Consider the following 21,326-nt stretch of genomic DNA (forward strand, 5'->3'; position numbering starts at 1 on the left):
ATATGACAAAGATTACAACCAAAAATCCTGTTGTGTCTGCTGTTAATTGGAATCGATTACACGATGAGAAAGATCTTGAAGTATGGAACCGCTTAACTGGAAATTTTTGGTTGCCTGAAAAAGTTCCGCTTTCTAATGATATTCCCTCATGGTCAAGCTTAACGGATGAAGAACGTAAATTAACGATTCGTGTTTTCACAGGATTAACGCTTCTAGATACAATTCAAAACACGGTAGGAGCTATTTCATTGCTTGCTGATGCGATAACAGAGCATGAGGAGGCTGTTTTGACGAATATTGCCTTTATGGAAGCGGTTCATGCACGTTCTTATTCCTCTATTTTTTCAACTCTTTGCTCGACGGTAGAAGTCGATGATGCATTTAGATGGTCAGAAGAAAATAGTCATTTACAGAAAAAGGCTAGATTAGTCCTTGAGCGTTATGAAGCAAATGATCCACTCAAGAAAAAAATTGCTTCGACTTTGCTGGAAAGCTTTTTATTTTATTCTGGTTTTTATTTGCCCATGTATTGGGCTAGTCGCGCTAAGTTGACCAATACAGCAGATCTCATTCGACTGATCATTCGTGATGAAGCGGTCCACGGTTATTATATAGGCTATAAATTTCAATTGGGCTTTACAAAGCTTGATGAAGCCAAAAGACAAGAAATCAAAGATTTTGCTTTTAACTTGCTCTTTGACCTTTATAACATCGAGTGCAAATATACTGAAGATCTTTATGATGCCCTTGGATTGACGGAAGATGTAAAAATTTTTCTCCATTATAATGCCAACAAGGCTTTAATGAACTTGGGTTTTGAAGCTCTTTTCCCTCCTGAGGTGTGTCGTGTTAATCCTGCGATTTTGGCAGCTTTATCACCAAACTCTGATGAGAATCATGACTTTTTTTCAGGGGCTGGTTCTTCTTATGTCATTGGCAAGGCGGTTGCGACTACGGATGATGATTGGGAATTTTAATGTTTGCATGCAAACAGAAGTGCGCGGGGTATCCCATTGAGATCTTTGCGCATTTCTAAACATTGAAAGTCATTTTTTTCAAACAAATTGCAGACTTCTTTTTCTTGAGAGTAACCGATTTCAACAGCAATAGTGCCGTTTTCTCTTAAGTAGTTGGCTGATTCATGGGCAAGCTTTCGATAAAAATCAAGCCCATCTTTTCCACCAATAAGAGCACGTAATGGATCATATAAGCGCACTTCTTTTGCAAGTGTTTTGATATCTTTTTCGGGAATATAGGGGGGATTAGAAACAATAAAATCAAAGCGATCTGTGACAGAATCAAACCAATCGCTAAGAAGAGGTGTGAAGCGATGTATGACGTCAGCATTTTTTGCATTTTTTGTAGCCATTTTAAGGGCATCTTCAGAAATATCGACCGCTACTGCATAGGCTTGGGGAATTTGTTTAAGAATGGCAATGGCAATAGCGCCACTTCCTGTTCCCATATCAAGGAGTGTTATTTTTCTCGAATTTTCGAGCTGTTTTTTGAGGTAAGGAAGAACAAGATCGATGAGCGTTTCTGTATCCGGACGGGGTTCTAACGTCTCTCGAGACAATGCGAAGGATATGCCATAAAATTCTCTCATCTCTATAATACGGTAGACGGGTTCGCCTGCAATACGCCGTTGTAGAGCCTGTTCTATTTGTATAATGTGTTCAGAAGACAGATGCATATCTGGTTTAGAAATTCTTGTCGCAGCATTTATTCCTGTTATCCATTCGACGAGTATTTTCGCATCGAGATCAGCTTCCAAAATCCCTTCCGTGCGCAATTTTTCTTGCGCTTGTTGAATGACATTCTTGAAAGAATATTTGCTCAATTATTATCCATTTCCATCAGGAGTGTTGTTTGATGATCTGAGATGAGTGCATGAATGAGCTCATCAAGATCTCCTTCCAAAATGCGATCAAGCTTATACAAGGTCAGATTAATACGATGATCGGTGACGCGTCCTTGTGGAAAATTATAGGTACGAATACGTTCTGAACGATCACCAGAACCAACTTGGCTTTTACGAGAAGCTGAACGTTCACTTTCTGCTTTTTGTCGTTCGATGTCGAATAAGCGTGCCCTTAAAATTTGAAGAGCTCGTGCTCGGTTTTGGTGTTGTGATTTTTCTGCTTGTACGACCATAATTCCTGTTGGAATATGGGTGATACGAACAGCTGAATCTGTTGTATTGACATGCTGTCCTCCTGCTCCAGATGCACGCATTGTATCGATACGAATATCTTCAGGACGGATATCAATATCAATTTCTTCAGCCTCTGGGAGCACTGCAACGGTCGCAGCTGATGTATGGATACGTCCTCCAGTCTCTGTTTCAGGGATGCGTTGCACACGATGGACACCTGATTCATATTTCAATTTAGAAAAGACACCTTTTCCTGAGATGGTAGCAATAATCTCTTTATATCCGCCAAATTCTCCCTCACTGAGTGAAATAACCTCTACTTTCCAATGGTGAGCATGGGCATAACGTTCATACATGCGGAAAAGATCACCGGAAAAAAGTGCTGCTTCTGATCCTCCTGTTCCTGCTCGAATTTCAACAATAGCACTTTTTTCATCAGCAACATCTTTAGGCAAAAGTAGAATCTGCAGTTCTTTTTCAAGTTGCTCTACCTTTTTATAGAGTGATGGTAGCTCTTCTTGGGCAAGATTACGCATCTCTATATCTGTTTGTTTATCGTTGATAATCGTTTCTAATTCTGTAATCTCTCCGTAAAGAGCATTTAATGCGCGTATAGAGGTAATAACGGGTTGTAACTCTGCGTATTCAGAAGCTAATTTGACATATGTTTCAGCATTTGGATTGGTTGTCATTTGGCTTTCAATTATTTCAAAGCGCTTTTCAAGCTGTTTTATGCGATCTTGTGGCAAAGAAACCATGATAATACTAGCCTAATTTTTCATAATACAATTTTTTATAATATTTTGTTGCAACATTTTTTGTTATAATGGTTTTTTTATTATAACACTGGCAATGAATTATCGTATAGCATCATACCAAAAGGGGTAATAGAGCAGAATAACTTTTTTGCCAATGAAATCTATTATATTTTTAAAATAAATTTTTATAAAATTCGATTTATCTGAGATATCTTCATCTTATGGCATATAATCATCTTTTTAAGAGTTTTTTTTTCCGTAAAGTTCAAGACGATGATGAACAATATCATAGCCAAGGGATTTTGCAATTTCCTCTTGCAGTTTTTCAATAACATCAGAATGAAACTCGATAACTTGTCCTGTTTCTATATCAATGAGATGATCATGATGTTGCCCATCTGCTTGCTCAAAACGAGATGGACCACTACTAAAGGTATGGCGGTGAATTGTTYCATTTCCTTCTAATATTTTYATGGTTCGATAAACCGTTGAGAGTGAAATACTCGAATCTATTTTGTTTGCACGCTGAAAAATTTCAAAGGCATTGGGGTGATCATTTGTATCCGTCAAAATATCAAGAATAACACGCCGCTGGCGCGTTACTCTTAAACCAGCTGTGCGCAATTCTTGCTCATAGTCTTGCTTTTTATTCATCGTTCACTGTTTGCTTTTCAAACAAAGGCTCCATGACAGTGTTTGTATTTTTTCTCTGAACCACAAGGACAACGTTCATTGCGTCCAACTTTTCCCCATGTGCTTACATCATTGGGGTCACGGTCTTGTGGATTAACAAACCTATTTTCTTGTGATCGTGCCCATAATGGTGGAGTATTTTCTTGATTTTGATCATTAAAAACAGAAGAATCAGCACCAGTTTGTTCAGGCAGGGACGGATCGGTAGTTTGTTGAATAATTTCAAAGCGCATAAGTTTAGAAGTCACAATCCGGCGCAAATTTCTTAGCATACTTTGAAAGAGTTCAAAAGATTCTGTCTTATACTCATTGAGTGGATCTCGCTGTGCATAACCACGAAAACCCACAACAGAACGCAAATGGTCTAAGCTTACCAGATGTTCACGCCATAACATGTCAATAGTTTCAAGCAATACTGCTTTGTGAAAATAAGCCATAACCTCTGGAGAGTAGCGTTCAGTACGCTCATTTTCAAGTTTTGTAACAGCGTCCAAGATACGCTCTAAAATTTGTTCCTCGGCAATTCCATCTTCTTTTGCCCATTCTCCCACAGGAAGATCAAGGTTAAAGAGTTGTTGAAGTTCTTCTTCAAGAGCTTTTACATCCCATTTTTCAGAATATGTCCCAGACGGAATATAAGTTTCTACAAGATCTTCCACGACTTCATTGCGCATTTCATGGATCATTTCTGATAAATCATCTGCGTTCAAGACCTCCATACGCTGTTCAAAAATAACCTTGCGTTGATCATTCATGACATCATCATATTTTAGCAGGTTTTTACGAATTTCAAAGTTCCGTGCTTCGACCTTTTTTTGTGCTTTTTCAAGGGCTTTATTAATCCATGGATGGATAATGGCTTCATTTTCTTTCAATCCAAGTTTTTGCAACATACCATCCATACGGTTGGAGCCGAAGATACGCATAAGATCGTCTTGAAGAGAGAGAAAAAATTTTGAACGGCCAGGATCTCCTTGGCGACCCGAACGTCCACGAAGCTGGTTATCAATACGACGGCTTTCATGACGTTCAGTCGCGATAACGTAAAGTCCCCCAGCTGCTAAAGCTTTTTCTTTAAGTTGTTTGACATCTTTTTTGATTTCTTCAATTTTAGCTGTTCGCTTTGGTCCTTCAGGGATATCCTGTAATTCTTGGCGGATGCGCATTTCAACATTCCCACCAAGTTGTATATCCGTACCGCGTCCTGCCATGTTGGTTGCGATGGTGAGAGCTCCAGGAACGCCTGCTTGCGCAATGATGTATGCTTCTTGCTCGTGATAACGAGCATTTAAGACTCTAAAATCGGTAATACCCTCTTTTCGCAAACGCTCTGCCAATTGTTCTGACTTCTCAATAGAGGTTGTTCCAACAAGAATAGGCTGTTTTTTTTCGTGCGCTTGACGGATATCACGCACAATGGCCCGATATTTTTCTTCTGCTGTTCGATAAATTTCATCATCTTCGTCAAGACGTTGTACGGGTAAATTGGTAGGGATTTCGACAACGTCAAGGCCATAAATATTTCTGAATTCTTCGGCTTCTGTTGTTGCAGTTCCAGTCATTCCAGATAATTTTCTATACATACGGAAATAATTTTGGAAAGTGATGGAAGCAAGTGTCTGATTTTCTGGTTGAATAGCAACATGCTCTTTTGCTTCTAACGCTTGATGAAGCCCTTCAGAATAACGCCGTCCAGGCATCATTCGGCCTGTAAATTCGTCAATGATAACAATTTCATCATTGCGCACAATGTAATCTTTATCGCGAACAAACAGTTTATGGGCTTTTAGAGCATTATTAACATGATGAACGATAGCGACATTTTCTATGTCATAAAGACTTTCACCTTTAAGATATCCAGCTTGTTCGAGCATTTTTTCAATTTTTTCAGTACCAATTTCAGTAAAGGTCGTTGTTTTTTGTTTTTCATCTATTTCATAGTCTTCTGGAATTAAGGCAGGAATAAATGTATCAATAAGGTTATAAAAGTCAGTACGATCTTCTAGAGGACCAGAAATAATAAGGGGCGTCCGCGCTTCATCAATGAGGATAGAATCCACTTCATCGACAATTGCGTAATGATGTCCCCGTTGAACCATTTGACTATGATCGAAAGCCATATTATCACGCAAATAATCAAAACCTAGTTCATTATTTGTCGCATAGGTAATGTCACATGCATAGGCTGCTCTGCGGGCATCGCTATCAAGATCATGAAGAATGACACCCGTTGTAAGACCTAGAAAACTAAAAATTTTTCCCATTGTTTCAGCATCACGACTGGCGAGATAATCGTTTACTGTCACAACATGAACGCCTTTACCTTCCAATGCATTGAGATAAATTGGTAGGGTTGCCATTAATGTTTTACCTTCACCAGTACGCATTTCAGCGATGCCACAGTCGTGAAGAACCATTCCACCAATAAGTTGTACATCAAAAGGACGCATATCATAAACACGTTTTGCGGCCTCACGAACCGTTGCGAATGCTTCCGGTAAGAGTAAATCAATGCTTTCACCTTCACTAAGACGTTTACGAAAAGCATCTGTTTTTTGGCAAAGTTGCTCATCACTTAATTTTACGAATTGTTCTTTTAAAGCATTAATTTGTGCAACTTTTGGGCGGAGCGCTTTGAGGCGTTTCTCATGAGCTGAACCAAAAAATTTACGTGCAAAAACACCTAAACTGACCATCTCTGGCCCTTTCTTTTAATTGTTGTCACTCTTGTTGGGCAATTCATATGATCTCCCCATACTCTAATATTTTCTTTAAGTTTTCTGATATCATGAAATGCAGATGGTACCATTATACTTGTTGGTGCGCAATTTTCCACTTTAATTGTAAAGTAGAGATAAGAGGCTAAGTGTACGATGTCAACTTTAGGGACGCTGTTTAGCTGATACAATACAAAGTAATTTAAGATACAATATGCCATTTTTCTCTATTATCATGTTTTTTATATGCATTAGATAGGGTTGGAGAAACTGAGATAAAAGAATGATTTTATACTTTTAAAATAAAATTACCAATTTATTTCTCTATGTTTAAAGATTAAAGTGTTATGGTAAAAAGAATTGGAATCTTGAACCTGCCTTCATTTTTAAGGAGTATATTTATGAAATTTAACTTTATCACGCTGTTTTTAGCATCAACGTTATTGGCAAGTACAAGTTTAGGGGTGAGGGCCCAAGAGGGGATGAATTCACCGTCGAATGATTTAAAGACTTTGGAGAAAGCTTCTGAAAAAGCCGTTTCTCCTTCTCATGTTATGGCCGTTATTGATGGGAAGAATATTACAGCAGGCCAATTGGATGATTTAGCGCTTGAAATAAATCCTAATTTGGCACGTTTTCCTGATGAACAACGCCGCATTATGGTCTTAAAAGCTTATTTGGATATGCAGGCACTTTCAAAAGCAGCAAGAAGCAAAGGTCTTGATAAGACAGAAGCTTACGATAAACGTATGGCAGTTATGCGTGACAATGTGCTTCAACAACTTTATTTTAAACAGACGATTGTTGACAAAATATCGGATACTGATTTGGAAGCTCTTTACAAAAAAGAAATTGCTGCTTTACCTAAAGAGGATGAAGTTAAAGCCCGTCATATTTTGGTCAAAACCAGAAAAGAAGCAGAAGCTATCATTAAGCATTTAAATAAAGGCGAAAACTTTGAAGAGATTGCAAAGAAAAGTTCAACAGATGGTTCAGCTGCTGTTGGGGGTGATCTTGGTTATTTTAGCCATGGCCAAATGGTCAAGCCTTTTGAAGATGCAGCATTTGGTTTGAAAGTTGGCGAATATACGAAACAACCCGTTGAAAGTCCTTTTGGTTGGCATATTATTAAGTTAGAAGATCGTCGTGTAAAACAACCTCCTGCATTTGATGATGTTAAAGAGATGTTGCGTACACAGTTGATAAAAAAGCGCTATCAAGAACTAATTGTCGATTTGCGCAGCAAGATAGATGTGAAATATCCTGATCCTAATGTTACAAAAATCATGGAATCGCTTAATCAAAATGGGACGCTGCTTCCCGATGAGACATCCGATGAAGAAGATACGGAATAACAAGGAAAAATAAGTAGATAGCCTCTTTAATAGATCGTTTGCTAGGTTTATTTTTTTCAAAAAAAACTAGCAGGCTTCTATGAGAGGTTATTAATCTGCGATCATTTTATTTGTTTTTATAGAAAGCATATTGTGGTTTTTAAAATATCTCCTTTGACGCCCCAAAACATCCAAGAACTTTCCCCATTATCGGGTGTACGGATAGCAACAGCTAAAGCTGGGATTAAATATAAAGATCGTACAGATCTTCTTTTTATTGTATTCGATAAACCAGTGAGTGTGGCAGGTGTTTTTACACGTTCAAAATGTCCCTCTGCCCCTGTAGAGCATTGTCGTGCATCGCTTCTTCATGGAGTTGCGAGGGGTGTTGTTGTAAATTCTGGAAATTCCAATGCTTTTACAGGAAGAAAAGGAAAGAACACAACCAATGAAATCATATGTGCAGCAGCGAACACTTTAAAGGTTAAAGAAAATGAAATTTTTATAGCCTCTACCGGTGTTATTGGTGAGCCAATGGATGCATCGGGTATTGTAAATCTTTTACCAAGTATGGCAAAGACAGCAGAAGAGGGAAATTGGTTGGAAGCAGCAAAAGCGATAATGACAACGGATACGTTTCCAAAACTTGCTACGCGTACTTTTGATTGTGGGGGGGAGAATGTTACCATTCATGGAATTGCAAAAGGTGCTGGTATGATTGCACCCGATATGGCGACAATGCTCTCGTTTGTGGTTAGTGATGCGACTATTTCTTCGGATATACTTCAATCCATGTTATCAGAGGCCGTTGAGGGGTCTTTCAATTCGATTACTGTCGATAGTGATACTTCAACTTCAGATACGCTTATGTTGTTTGCGACGGGAAAAGAACATTTTCCATGCCTTACAAGTCAATCTGATCCACGTTATAGCGTTTTTGTTAAACAATTGAGTGCACTTCTACATGAACTTGCACTCCAAGTTGTGTGTGATGGTGAAGGGGCGCACCATTTAATTGAGGTAAATGTGAGTGGTGCTACAACAAACAGTGCAGCGAAAACGATTGCTTTATCAATTGCAAATTCACCGCTTGTAAAAACGGCTATTGCCGGTGAAGATGCAAATTGGGGGCGCGTTGTTATGGCGGTTGGGAAGGCCGGAGTTGAAGTCGATCGTGATTTGTTGACGATTTGGTTTGGTGAACATCGTGTGGCAGTGAATGGCGAACGAGATCCTGCCTATTGTGAAGAGACAATAGGCTCTTATATGCAAAGCAAACACATCACAATTCGTGTTGATATCGGTTTAGGCGTTGGTACGGCAACAGTTTGGTCTTGCGACTTAACAAAAGAGTACGTTATGATTAATAGCGATTATAGAAGTTAACGGATTCACTTTCTATATTTAAAGATCTATTCTTTTTTAACAAGAGAGTGAGATATGTGAATTCTTTTTGAGGTAAGGGAATATGATAAACAGACAGATATATTCTCATTGGAAAACGATATGTGTGTAAAAAGTTCCCTTCTTCTTGTTGTTGCCTGCGCATTGTTAGATCAAAATAATCGTGTTTTGCTTACCAAGCGTCCTGAAGGAAAATCGCTGGCTGGTTTATGGGAATTTCCTGGTGGAAAGGTTGAGCAAGGTGAAACTCCGGAAATCTCATTGATTCGTGAACTAGAAGAAGAGCTTGGTGTGTATGTTCAGGCAGATAGTTTACACCCTTTAACATTTGCAAGCCATAGCTATGCAACATTTCACCTCTTAATGCCGTTGTATCTTTGTGACCATTATGAGGGCGTTGCGCAAGGACGGGAGGGGCAAAATTTAGAATGGGTTTTTATTAATGATCTTGATAAATATCCTATGCCTGATGCTGACAAACCATTGGTTCAGGTGTTAAAAAATCATCTTCTCTAATGTATTATAAGAAGAAAACATTGTTGAAATTTAGGTATTTATTATATTTTTTATGTAAAATAGGAAAGCTCAGTCTCGTAAAACTTTCTCATTTAAAATCTATTTATCCTCAATCAATCAAAATCATGTTTCTTGCACGTTCTAAGCACAGAGAAGCACGTGGATAAAATGATTTAAGAAAGACACGAAATCTGTGCTGAAATAATACTCTCCAACAGCCAAGAGGTTATCACAACATTGAGAATTGGCAAAATTTATAAGGGGGACTTTGCATGGTTCATAAGTATAAAATGGTGCTGGATAATGGATTTATATTTTTTATGCGTATCATTATGAGTTCGGCTTGAGAGCGCTGAGAGATATCAGGGGCATTTATTTCATGAGATATCAATAATAGGGAAAATTTCAAAAGATTTTTTAGAAGACAATATTTTGAGCGCGTTATGAGAGATTATTTTACATAACCAATAATTTAAGCGCCATCGTAATATATTTTGTATAATAATATTATTTTATAATCATAAATTATCTTTTTTCTCGATACTCTACAATTTTTCATTCAAAAAAATTCAATAGCGTACAAAGAATGATGTGTAATTTGAAAAACAATTTTAAAATGTATAAAATGTACAAATAATGAACGATTAAATATTAAAAAACATGAAGAAAGGACTAATGAGGGGAGGTGGTATTGCATTTTCTCATATGAGAAATGAGCAAAAGCTTTCTGAGTCAATATATGAATAAAAAATACAAATAACGTGAGAGCATTTTATGAAGTTTTTAGATTTCATATAGAATCTAAGAGGTAAAAATATAAGAAATTATGCAATTTTCATGTTTTTAAAGATATTGTCTTTGTATATTTTTGAAAACTATAAGGCTGAATGGAAAAGAAATGATAAAGCGATGTCATAATTTCTACCTTCAGTGCCTTGTTCAAAATAATATGCTTATTTTTCTATTGTTTTGTAATAAAGCTGTTTGAAACAGTGAAATATGATAACATCAAAGACTCTGGTTCAAATTGTGTAATTCGGCTAATTAATGGTCTGATATTTTGATGAAAATTATTCAGTGAGTCTGTTGATAAATCTTCACACTATTTGAAGATAGGCGAGGATTAATAAAGGCTTCTAAATGAATATTGAATATGAGCTTTAGGAAAAGATCAAAAGATATTCCTTTTGATCAAAGAGGCTGGTTCCTTATATAATATAGAAGGCCTTTACATAATATAGAAGGCCATTGTATTGCTAATACAAGGACTTGTTTAAGAGATACATCTCTCAAACGCATGCAAGCCCCCTTCGCATTGGGGCTTATAAAGAGTAGAACGTTGAAGCCCTCATGGAAATAATATATAATCTATTGAACAGTATCCTCTTTACGCTTAATAAAAGAGAAAACGAGGCACTCTCATATATTTTGTTAGCTCCAATTTTACAAAAGCCTTTGGCATTCGAGAGCATTTATAAAAGATATTCTTTTCGTAATCATTTTTACTCACACTCCCCCCCCTACTTGTAACGCACAAGCAGATGATTTTGATCAATTCAACATAAAACAAATTTGAAATGAGAAAATTTTACGATATTTAAAAATTTTCTCCAAATAAAAATGATAGATAATTATCCTTACAAATCAATTTACGATATAACAAAAACATACAATAAATTATTTTTTATAGGGGGCTGTATTAAGTTTCTCGAATTGGACGGCGTTTTGCAATAGGATGATGTTGATATGTTTGAGCAACACGTTTAATGACGTCCTCTAGCGGTTCGATCATAACGTCCATAGAAAAGCCATTTGCGTGAATGACATTTTCATGATCAACCATAATGGCCACATGATCTTGCCAAAAAATCAAATCACCTCGTTGAAGTTTATCATTATCTGTAAGAGGATTTCCTATGGTTTTCTGCTGCATATCAGTATCGCGTAAAACCCTTTGACCGGTCATTATCATAGAAAGCTGGACGAGCCCTGAGCAATCAATTCCAAAGCCACTAACTCCACCCCAAAGGTAAGGTGTGCGGATAAACATTTCAGCAACGCTAACATAATCTTTGTACACGTGTTCAATAGGACTAAGATGATTACTAATGATTGCTTTTCCGTTTTCAAGTACAGAATACATAGTTTTACGGACTTCAACTTCATCAACAACAGTAACCTTACTTCCCATAGATAAGGGATATTCCATTGATCCACGCAAATCAGCTTGAAAATATTGGAAAGTACGTGGGATTGAAACGACATGTGTTTGTTTGACAGTTGATATACAAAGCGCTGTTGTATCAATATAGCCAACATAATTATCTTTAAGAGATTGTCCCCATGACATCGTTTCTCCGTGTTCAAAGATAAGAAGCTCTTCCCCGAATAAGCACTCTGTCTGCATTTCGCTATTTTTATTGTTTTCTTTAAACAGTCCAGCAACAGGTACATTAACACGTCTTTTTTCACCTTGCACAAAGCGCTGCGCTGTAATTTCTGTTTCAAGACGTTGGTCTGCTAGATCTTCTCTGAATGCATTTAACCTCGGATCTTTAGAGAACATTTATTTACCTTTCATTGTATCTTTAAATAGCTTTATGACGACTGCACAAACAAAACCCCTCATCTTTAAATAAAGCACAAAGCATAATTTAAGGTGATAAGTTAATTCCTCTTAAGACACAAAATATCCATAAATATGGATATTTTGTGTCAAAACTTCATTTTTTAAAAATATTATAAAGGGCGCGAATAGTTTGTGCTGATCCCCCAATAGGGTACCCCGGTTTTTCTTTTGGAACCCATCCATAAAGGTCGAAATGCGCAAAATGCTCAGCTTTTTCAACAAAAGAATTAAGAAATAAAGCAGCGGTTATAGAACCAGCAAAGCTATTTCCAGTTACATTGTTAAGGTCAGCAATTGGCGATGATAGCATCTCTTGGTAAGGTTTCCAAAGGGGCATTTGCCAAAGAGGATCGAAAACAGCGTGAGCCGATTCAGAAATTTGTTGTGCCCATATTGAATCATTACAATAAAATGCAGGAAGATCTGGTCCTAATGCTATACGTGCCGCCCCCGTTAAAGTAGCCATGCAAACCATGAATTGTGGGCTTTCTTCATCACCATAGGCGAGTGCATCAGCAAGGACAAGGCGCCCTTCAGCATCTGTATTCCCTACTTCAACACTTAAACCTTTCCGACTTTTGAGAATATCACCTGGTCGGTAAGCATTTGCAGAAATTGCATTTTCCACAGCTGGAATCAAAATACGTAGACGGAAAGGCAATTTTGCATCCATGATCAGTTTAGCCAATCCCAAAACGTTTGCTCCACCCCCCATGTCTTTTTTCATAAGCAACATGTTATTGGCTGATTTAATATCCAGTCCCCCTGTATCAAAAGTTACGCCTTTGCCTACCAACGTTATTTTAGGATGATCTTCTTGTCCCCAGTGTAACTCAATCAGTCGTGGTGCAGCGCTGCCTGCTCGTCCTACGGCATGAATCATCGGAAAGTTATGGGTTAAGAGATCATCTCCACAAATACTTTGGACATGAGCACCGTATGTTTTTCCCAATTGTCGTGCTTCTTTTTCAAGAGTATCAGGGGTCATATCATTGGCTGGAATATTGATGAGATCACGGACGAAGAAGACAGTTTCATAAATGCGTTGGAGTTCATTAAAATCAACAGCTTCATTGACATGGACGGATAATGATTTGAGAGAAGAATTTTGACGATAGCGATTAAATTGATAACTTCCCAGCGCCAATCCAAGATAGGTATTTATTTCATCAGAGGTTTCACCTTCTAAATGCCATTGACCAGAAGGAAGTTTTTGAGCAAGAAGCCCTGTGATAAAGGGATCGTTACCCTTACCAATTCCAAATAGAACTTTTTTTAAGTGTCCCATTTCGTGAGGAACAAAGAGTATTTGTCCTGCTTTTCCAGTAAAATCATTAACTTTTATCCATGCTGCCGTCGAGGCATCAAATGATAAGTTGGCAAGATTTCTTTGGTTTACCAAGATGATAGGGCAACTGTTGTCGATACGTATTGAGCTAAAATGAATGGAGTGCTGGTGCATCGTTATGAGATCCTTATAGTCGTCTAAGTGCGACATACTCGACCAAATGATTTTTTCCCTTTCGTAGAATGAGATTGGACCGTGGTCGTGTTGGCAATATATTTTCTTGTAAATTTTTTAAATTAATCGTTTGCCAAATATCCTCAGCAATTTTTGAGGCTTCTTTTTCATTGAGAAGGGCATAACGGTGAAAATAGGATTCAGGGTTTTGAAAAGCTGTTTTACGTAAACGCTTAAAGCGCTCCAAATACCAGTGACGAATAACTTCTGTTTCAGCATCGACATAGATTGAAAAATCAAAAAAATCTGACACGAAAGGAATGACTTTGCCATCTTTAGGAAGATCACTAACCTGTAATACATTAATGCCTTCAACAATTAAAATATCAGGACGGTCAATGATAATTGTTTGGTTTTCTAGCACATCATAAGTCATATGCGAATAAAGAGGAGCAGGGACATTTCCGATACCTGCTTTTATAGCTGAAAGAAAGCACAGCAATTTTTTAATGTCGTAGGAATCAGGAAATCCTTTACGATTCAGACGATTTTTTTGCTGTAAGATTGCGTTAGGATAGAGAAAACCATCCGTTGTGATTAGATTAACTTTAAGACTAGATGTCCAGCGTTTCAATAGTTCTTGCAGGATGCGAGCAGTGGTTGATTTTCCTACTGCTACAGAACCAGCAATTCCAATAATAAAGGGCGTTTTTTTAGTCTCTTCTTGATGGAGAAACTGCTGACGTTTGTGAAAAAGTTCCTGTACGGCTTCAACATGACATGATAAGAGGCGCGATAAAGAAAGATAAATGCGTTCTACTTCCTTAAGATCGATAGGATCATCGATAGAGCGTAAACGTTTAATTTCATCAAAAGTCAAAGTGAGAGGTGTGTCGGCACGAAACTCTGACCATTCTTGAGCGGTAAAGACGCGATAGGGTGAATATCGGTCAGAAATGGATTTGACCAAATTATCGTCCTGATTAATTTTTTGTATAATTGTATCAATCATTTGTATTTATCGAGATTTTTTTGCCGCATCAATTGAGTAAGAGTGGACAGTAAACTGCTTTGTCTTTAAATAAATTTTGTTTTGCATACCCTTTGTCTTTAAGATAGTAGACCATTTTTATTAACTTATCGTCCAGTCATTCCAGTGTAAACGGATTTGTGCCAATGAATGTCCTTGTGCCAAAAAGGCCCATAAAAGTAGACGCGCTTTTACAGCTGATAAATAACCCGACATGAGAGCACCCGAAGCAATCATGTCGATTTCTGAGCCTTTATAGCCATAAGTTATACGAGTTGTTGAGCCATTACAACAACGACTAGCAATAATGATTGGTATTTTTGTTGCATATTGTTGTACAAGGTCTGCTTCTTGAAAACTACAGTGTCCTGCACCAAAACCAGCGATAACAAGTCCAGCATAATATCCACTTTCAAGGCAGAGTTTCATTAATTGTGCATCAGACGATAAAGAGGAATAGAGGAGTGCAATTTGATGATTGTGGTTTTGGGGAAGATCAAACGTTGTCGGGAAAAACTTTTGATCATTGAAATAAATAAGTTTTCCTTCTAAAATAGTTCCTAAAATACCTACGAGCCCTGATTGAAATGTTTCAACTTTGATGGTATGGCTTTTATAGAGCCAATAAGGTGAGTGAATCGTATCATTGATAACAACAAGAACACCTCTATTACGACTTTGTGGGGCGGCTGCGACGCGCGTTGCTGCTAAAATGTTAGCGGGTCCGTCAGCGCCTGCTTCGTAAGGGGTACGCATAGCGCCGGTTATGATGAGTGGTTCGGCTGCCTTCCAATAAAGAGAAAGAAAAAAAGCTGTTTCTTCTAGAGTATCAGTCCCTTGCGTTAAAACAATCCCTTCTGCGCCGGCGTTTATTTGTTGTTTTGCCCACTCGATTATTTCAAAGAGAATTTTAAAAGATAAAGAACCACTTGGTATTTGCATTAATGTTTGTGCATGAATATCAGCAACTTTATTTAAATCAGGAACACTTTTTATGAGGTGATCTGAGGTTAAAGTTGGTTGCATGTGACCAAAACGATCAGCAGTCATTGCAATTGTTCCACCTAAGGTTCCTATAACTATTTTTTTCATAATTTTCCTCTATAAAGGCACAAACTGTTTACATAAAGCTATTTAACAGTAAATTACATTGACAACAATGATATCATTTTTTCAATTTCAACAAATTGATTGAAGCTGAATCATTGTGTTTTGTTATATATGTTCTTAAATATGACAATAATAATTGAGTTTTACATTGTATGAAAAAATAATATTTAAGGAGTTTCCTTATGACAGAACATAAGCCAGACATAATGTATGGCACAACGATTATTACAGTACGAAAAGGTGGCAAAGTCGTGATGGCTGGCGACGGTCAAGTCTCTCTTGGACAGACAATTATGAAAGGCAATGCGCGTAAAGTCCGTCGTCTTGGGAAGAGTGGAGCGGTTATTGCTGGTTTTGCAGGTGCTACGGCAGATGCGTTCACATTACTGGAAAGATTGGAAACAAAGCTTGAGCAATATCCTGACCAGCTTATGCGTGCATGTGTAGAACTTGCAAAAGATTGGCGAACAGATCGCTATTTGCGTCGCCTTGAAGCAATGATGCTGGTGGCTGATAAGAAAGTAACTTTGGCTCTAACAGGGCTTGGTGATGTCTTAGAACCAGAAGATGGGGTTATGGCCATTGGCTCTGGAGGAAATTTTGCTCTTTCAGCAGCGCGGGCACTGATGGACTTGGATCTGGATGCAGAAACCATTGCCCGTAAAGCTATGGCTATTGCTGCTAAAATTTGTGTTTACACCAATGATCATTTTACAATTGAAACATTGGATGCAGAATTATCTTCTTTAGAGAAAGCTATTTAAATGTGTGTTGTATTTTCCCCTCGTGAAACTGTTTCTGAACTTGATCGTTTTATTATTGGCCAAAATGATGCCAAACGTTCTGTAGCTATTGCACTGCGTAATCGGTGGCGTAGACAACAGCTTGATGAGCCGATGCGTGAAGAAGTGATGCCAAAAAATATTTTAATGATAGGGCCAACAGGTGTTGGTAAAACAGGGATCGCACGTCGATTAGCAAAACTGTCTGGTGCCCCTTTTGTGAAAGTAGAAGCGACTAAATTTACTGAAGTTGGTTATGTGGGGCGTGACGTTGAGCAAATTATTCGAGACCTTGTTGAAATTGCTATTTCTCTTGTGCGTGAAAAGAAACGGGATGAAATAAAAGAAAAGGCTCATGTGAATGCCGAAGAGCGCGTTCTAGACGCCCTTGTTGGTAAAACAGCAAGTCCCGCTACCCGTGACAGTTTTCGCAAAAAATTGCGTGAAGGTGAATTGGATGAGAAAGAGATTGAAATTGAAGTAGCCGATCATAATAGCAATAGTGCTTCAACCTTTGATATTCCTGGTATGCCTGGAGCACAAATGGGGATTATGAATTTATCTGATATTTTGGGCAAAATGGGCAGTCGTACAAAAGTCCGTAAAACGACAGTAAGAGATGCTTTTAAACCGCTCATTGATGATGAATCTGAAAAACTTCTTGATCAGGAACAAATTATTCAAGAAGCGCTTCGTGTTGCTGAAAATGACGGTATTGTTTTTATCGACGAGATTGATAAAATTGCAACAAAAGATGGTGGAGCCAGTGCTGCGGTTTCGCGTGAGGGCGTCCAACGCGATCTTTTGCCTTTAGTAGAAGGGACAACAATTGCTACAAAATATGGGCAAATCAAAACAGATCATATTCTTTTTATTGCCTCTGGTGCATTTCATGTTTCCAAGCCATCTGATCTATTACCAGAACTTCAAGGACGTTTACCTATCCGCGTAGAGCTCAATCCTTTAACAAGGGAAGATTTACGTCGCATTCTAACAGAACCAGAAGCGAGTTTGATTAAGCAATATATTGCTCTTATGGCAACGGAAGAGGTTCATTTGGAAATTACCGATGATGCGATCGATGCTTTAGCAGATATTGCTGTAGATTTAAATGCAAGGATTGAAAACATAGGGGCACGTCGTTTGCAAACCGTTATGGAGCGCGTTTTGGATGAGATTTCTTTCACGGCACCAGATAAAGCTGGAACATCATTTAAAATTGATGCGGCTTATGTAAGAAAATCTATTGGTGAACTTGCTGCTGATATCGATCTTTCACGTTTTATTCTTTAGAGGTATTGCTTGTTTTGTTTATCTGCGTGCTTCGATAATTTTAAAACCATAAGCTTGTTTATGTATCAATACTGTGCGGAAAATATCTTTTAACAATGTTTCATAAGGGAGGTGGCGGTTTGCAACAAGAAGTAGACTGCCACCTGGTCTTAGGCATTTTGCAGCATTGATAATAAAATGTTTCCCTAAGGAGACATCTGTCGTTTGTTGTGTGTGAAACGGTGGATTAGAAATGATTGTGTCATATAGATTTGTGATAGGCTCATGCACAAGATCATGCCAATGAAAATGAACTGGAAAAGGAGCTGTTATGGATTTAAGGTGCTGTTTTGCTGCTTTCAAAGCGTTGTAGTCTGCTTCATAGAGATCAAGGGATGTAAGTTTTACATTGCTTTCAAGTGCAACGTGAGAAAGATAGCCCCAGCCAGCCCCAAAATCAGCTGTTTTCCCAGAAATAACTTTGAGCATATAAGAAGCAAGCGCTGCAGATCCTGGATCAATACGACCATGTGAGAACATACCAGAAGTGGTTTGAAATTTATCAAAAGAAAGCGGTTGTGAGCGCAATTGTGCAATATTTTTTCTTTCTATTTGTGGGGGCACTTGAAGCCAAAACACAAGACCATGATTTTTAGAGAGTTTATCGGTGATGGGCACAATTTTTTTGACCCATTTCATCATTGAAGCAGCACCAGCCGTTTTATCTCCACTGATCACAATCCATCCACAGGGTTTAACGCATTCTAATAAATCAAGAAAACAATTTTGGTTAAAACCACGATATTTGCTCAAACATAAAAATGCTCCGTCATAGATGAAAGTTTTATCTATTTGAGGAGAGCAGTGAAATTGAGTATCAACAAATTTTAAAAAATCTGGTCGCCAAGGTGTAATAACTTTTAAATTTTGCGCCCATTTTGGAGAAGGAACGTCCGTTAAACCAAAACTTAGCCAGCATTGATTTGCATCTGGATAAGGGAGCGCATGATTTTCAAAAGGTAAAAACGATAACACATGTGTTTCTTTCAAAGAAAAAATGCCACTCCAATGTTGGGATGGCATTTCACGATTACGATAAGAAGAAAAGATTACGCTTCTTTTTTCTTCCGGCGGCGCTTATTCTCAGGTTGTTTTTTTTCATTCATGCACTTTTCTTCTTTTACTGATTTATCATCAGTAATTTCCTTTCCGGTTTCTTGATCAACGACCTTCATTGATAAGCGAACTTTTCCACGTTCATCAAAGCCCATGAGTTTAACCCAAACTTTATCACCTTCCTTAACAATATCAGTTGTTTTGGTGACGCGCTCTGATGCAAGCTGAGAGATATGCACGAGCCCATCACGAGAACCAAAGAAGTTTATAAAGGCACCAAAGTCCGCAGTTTTTACAACTGTACCTTGGTAGATAGCACCAACTTCAGGCTCATCGACAATAGAATGGATCCAGCGTTTTGCTGCTTCAATGGTTTTAGCCTCAGCAGAAGCAATTTTAATGGTACCATCATCTTCAATATTAATTTTTGCTCCAGTTTGTTCCACAATTTCTCGAATAACTTTACCACCAGAGCCGATAACATCACGGATTTTATCAACAGCAATATTCATCACTTCGATACGTGGAGAAAATTCACTCAATTCAGCTCGTGCGCTGGTTAAAGCTTTCGCCATTTCGTTAAGGATATGGATTCGTCCACCTTTGGCTTGTTCAAGGGCGATTTTCATAATTTTTTCGGTAATACCGTCAATTTTGATATCCATTTGCAAAGCAGTAATACCATTTTCTGTTCCTGCCACTTTAAAATCCATATCGCCAAGATGATCTTCGTCTCCTAAGATATCAGACAGAACAGCAAAGCGTTCTCCTTCTTTAATCAAGCCCATGGCAATACCTGCAACGGGGCGCGCGAGCGGAACACCAGCATCCATGAGAGCAAGCGAAGTTCCACAAACCGTTGCCATGGAAGACGATCCATTGGATTCAGTAATTTCTGAGACAGCGCGAATGGTATAAGGAAAAGATTCTTTTGTTGGCAACATGGGGTGAATTGCTCGCCATGCTAATTTTCCATGTCCAATTTCACGACGACCAGGAGAACCAAGCCGTCCTGTTTCACCTACTGAAAATGGTGGAAAATTGTAATGGAGGAGGAATGTTTCCTTATACATCCCGGTTAAGGCATCAACATATTGTTCATCTTCACCAGTTCCCAAGGTTGCAACGACAATTGCTTGTGTTTCTCCGCGGGTAAAGAGTGCTGATCCATGTGTGCGGGGCAAAATACTCACTTCTGATTGGATAGGGCGCACAGTAGAAAGATTACGTCCATCAATACGCTTTTGGGTATCAAGAATGTTTCCGCGAACAATTTTTGCTTGTAGCTGTTTAAATACGGTTGCAATTTGATCTGTACTAAATTGACAGTCTTCTTCTGTTTCTGGCATAAATTTATTGATGATTTCTGTTTTTAGTGCATCAATTGCGGCATAACGTTCTTGCTTATCAGTAATTGTGTAGGCCTTTCGTATATCCTTTTCGGCCATTTCCTGCATCGCTTTTTCAAGGACAGAAAGATCTTCAGGAACAAAATCACGAGGATCTTTTGCAGCAACTTCAGCAAGCTTGATGATGGCATCAAGGACAGGTTGAAGGCCTTTATGACCGAACATTACAGCACCCAACATGATATCTTCTGGCAATTCTTGTGCTTCTGATTCAACCATCAATACAGCACTTTCTGTTCCAGCTACCACAAGATCAAGTTTTGATTCAGGCATTTCATCAATATGAGGATTGAGAACATATTGTCCGTTACAATAGCCAACGCGCGCACCTGCTATAGGCCCCATAAAAGGAACGCCTGAGAGGGTTAATGCGGCAGAGGCAGCAATCATCGCAAGGATATCAGGATTATTTTCAAGATCATGCTGTAGAACGGAAACAATAACTTGTGTATCATTTTTATAACCCTCAACGAAAAGAGGGCGAATAGGACGATCAATTAAACGTGAGACTAACGTTTCATTTTCACTTGGTCGACTTTCACGCTTTAAATAGCCTCCAGGTATTCTACCAACGGCATAGGATTTTTCTTGATAATTAACGGTGAGTGGAAAAAAGTCTTGGTCTGGTTTCGGGCTTTTGGCAGATACAACGGTTGCTAAAACAATCATTTCTCCATAGGTAGCAATCACAGAACCATCAGCTTGACGCGCTATTTTCCCTGTTTCAAGGGTGAGCGGACGCCCTGCCCATTCAATTTCTATCTTGTGCGTTTTGAACATTTTTTATCCTTAATGACCAGTGTTTAAATCTTTGATTGCTCACATTCTGGCTTTGCGTAGCATATTTTCAAGCTCTGAGGTGGACAACAAGTTATTTCCATCTTTTTTTTTGCGAGAAAAGAGAGATAAATCGCCTTAAATGAAAAATGATAAGCAATC

General features: G+C 38.3%; 15 protein-coding genes and 1 pseudogene. 6 read left to right on the forward strand and 10 right to left on the reverse strand.

The genetic code is table 11. From position 1 onward, the window contains the following. Nucleotides 1–2 precede the first annotated feature (2 nt). The gene (gene nrdF / locus CEV08_RS02065) at nt 3–977 is read left to right on the forward strand and encodes a class 1b ribonucleoside-diphosphate reductase subunit beta (RefSeq protein ID WP_100130130.1); all 975 of its coding nucleotides are present in this window, start codon (nt 3–5) and stop codon (nt 975–977) included. Here nrdF and prmC read toward each other — a convergent pair. From prmC to secA, 4 genes and pseudogenes are all read right to left on the reverse strand, one after another. Then, nucleotides 974–1,840 (reverse strand): peptide chain release factor N(5)-glutamine methyltransferase, encoded by an 867-nt coding sequence (gene prmC / locus CEV08_RS02070; protein WP_100130131.1) that lies wholly within the window; start codon nt 1,838–1,840, stop codon nt 974–976. The two genes, nrdF and prmC, sit on opposite strands and share 4 nt — an antisense overlap. Continuing rightward, entirely contained in the window at nt 1,837–2,913 is a 1,077-nt protein-coding gene (gene prfA / locus CEV08_RS02075; RefSeq protein WP_100130132.1) for a peptide chain release factor 1, read from the reverse strand. The genes prmC and prfA overlap by 4 nt, the downstream gene beginning before the upstream one ends. A gap of 240 nt (nt 2,914–3,153) precedes the next feature. After that, a pseudogene (locus CEV08_RS02080) lies at nt 3,154–3,646 on the reverse strand (Fur family transcriptional regulator). Beyond that, nucleotides 3,585–6,302, reverse strand: a complete 2,718-nt coding sequence (gene secA, locus CEV08_RS02085; protein ID WP_100130134.1) for a preprotein translocase subunit SecA — start codon at nt 6,300–6,302, stop codon at nt 3,585–3,587. The pseudogene CEV08_RS02080 and the gene secA overlap by 62 nt, the downstream one beginning before the upstream one ends. Nucleotides 6,303–6,724: 422 nt before the next feature. Between secA and CEV08_RS02095 the strand changes: the two genes are divergently transcribed. The 3 genes from CEV08_RS02095 (at nt 6,725) to mutT (ending at nt 9,577) form a co-directional block, all read left to right on the forward strand. Beyond that, nucleotides 6,725–7,678 (forward strand): peptidylprolyl isomerase, encoded by a 954-nt coding sequence (locus tag CEV08_RS02095; protein WP_100130136.1) that lies wholly within the window; start codon nt 6,725–6,727, stop codon nt 7,676–7,678. Between the two features lie 132 nt (nt 7,679–7,810). After that, nucleotides 7,811–9,043 (forward strand): bifunctional glutamate N-acetyltransferase/amino-acid acetyltransferase ArgJ, encoded by a 1,233-nt coding sequence (argJ, locus tag CEV08_RS02100; protein ID WP_100130137.1) that lies wholly within the window; start codon nt 7,811–7,813, stop codon nt 9,041–9,043. Between the two features lie 120 nt (nt 9,044–9,163). After that, a complete protein-coding gene (mutT, locus tag CEV08_RS02105) occupies nt 9,164–9,577 on the forward strand; it encodes an 8-oxo-dGTP diphosphatase MutT (RefSeq protein ID WP_100130138.1) in 414 nt (137 codons plus the stop codon). A 1,699-nt stretch (nt 9,578–11,276) separates the two neighbouring features. Here the strand turns inward: mutT and CEV08_RS02110 are convergent. The 4 genes from CEV08_RS02110 to CEV08_RS02125 all read right to left on the reverse strand — a co-directional run bounded on the left by CEV08_RS02110 (nt 11,277) and on the right by CEV08_RS02125 (nt 15,790). Beyond that, nucleotides 11,277–12,143, reverse strand: a complete 867-nt coding sequence (locus CEV08_RS02110; protein WP_100130139.1) for an NlpC/P60 family protein — start codon at nt 12,141–12,143, stop codon at nt 11,277–11,279. A gap of 157 nt (nt 12,144–12,300) precedes the next feature. Next, nucleotides 12,301–13,668, reverse strand: coding sequence for a leucyl aminopeptidase family protein (locus CEV08_RS02115; RefSeq protein ID WP_100130140.1), 1,368 nt, complete (start codon nt 13,666–13,668; stop codon nt 12,301–12,303). A gap of 13 nt (nt 13,669–13,681) precedes the next feature. Then, nucleotides 13,682–14,626, reverse strand: a complete 945-nt coding sequence (gene coaA, locus CEV08_RS02120; RefSeq protein ID WP_245407014.1) for a type I pantothenate kinase — start codon at nt 14,624–14,626, stop codon at nt 13,682–13,684. 174 nt (nt 14,627–14,800) lie between these two features. Beyond that, nucleotides 14,801–15,790: an asparaginase gene (locus CEV08_RS02125; RefSeq protein ID WP_100130142.1), complete on the reverse strand. Its 990-nt coding sequence runs from the start codon at nt 15,788–15,790 to the stop codon at nt 14,801–14,803. Nucleotides 15,791–15,990: 200 nt separating this feature from the next. On the opposite strand from CEV08_RS02125, the gene hslV reads away from it, so the two are divergent. Then, the gene (gene hslV, locus CEV08_RS02130; protein WP_100130143.1) at nt 15,991–16,572 is read left to right on the forward strand and encodes an ATP-dependent protease subunit HslV; all 582 of its coding nucleotides are present in this window, start codon (nt 15,991–15,993) and stop codon (nt 16,570–16,572) included. Beyond that, complete coding sequence (gene hslU / locus CEV08_RS02135) at nt 16,573–17,883, forward strand: ATP-dependent protease ATPase subunit HslU (RefSeq protein ID WP_100130144.1); 1,311 nt, start codon at nt 16,573–16,575, stop codon at nt 17,881–17,883. It abuts the gene before it with no gap. Nucleotides 17,884–17,901: 18 nt separating this feature from the next. Here hslU and CEV08_RS02140 read toward each other — a convergent pair whose 3' ends face one another. Both CEV08_RS02140 and pnp read right to left on the reverse strand, forming a co-directional pair. Then, nucleotides 17,902–18,897: a class I SAM-dependent methyltransferase gene (locus CEV08_RS02140; RefSeq protein WP_100130206.1), complete on the reverse strand. Its 996-nt coding sequence runs from the start codon at nt 18,895–18,897 to the stop codon at nt 17,902–17,904. A 74-nt stretch (nt 18,898–18,971) separates the two neighbouring features. Beyond that, the gene (gene pnp / locus CEV08_RS02145) at nt 18,972–21,167 is read right to left on the reverse strand and encodes a polyribonucleotide nucleotidyltransferase (RefSeq protein WP_100130145.1); all 2,196 of its coding nucleotides are present in this window, start codon (nt 21,165–21,167) and stop codon (nt 18,972–18,974) included. Between the last annotated feature and the right edge of the window lie 159 nt (nt 21,168–21,326).

It is taken from the genome of Bartonella tribocorum, assembly GCF_002778015.1.
Taxonomy (GTDB): Bacteria; Pseudomonadota; Alphaproteobacteria; order Rhizobiales; family Rhizobiaceae; genus Bartonella; species Bartonella tribocorum_B.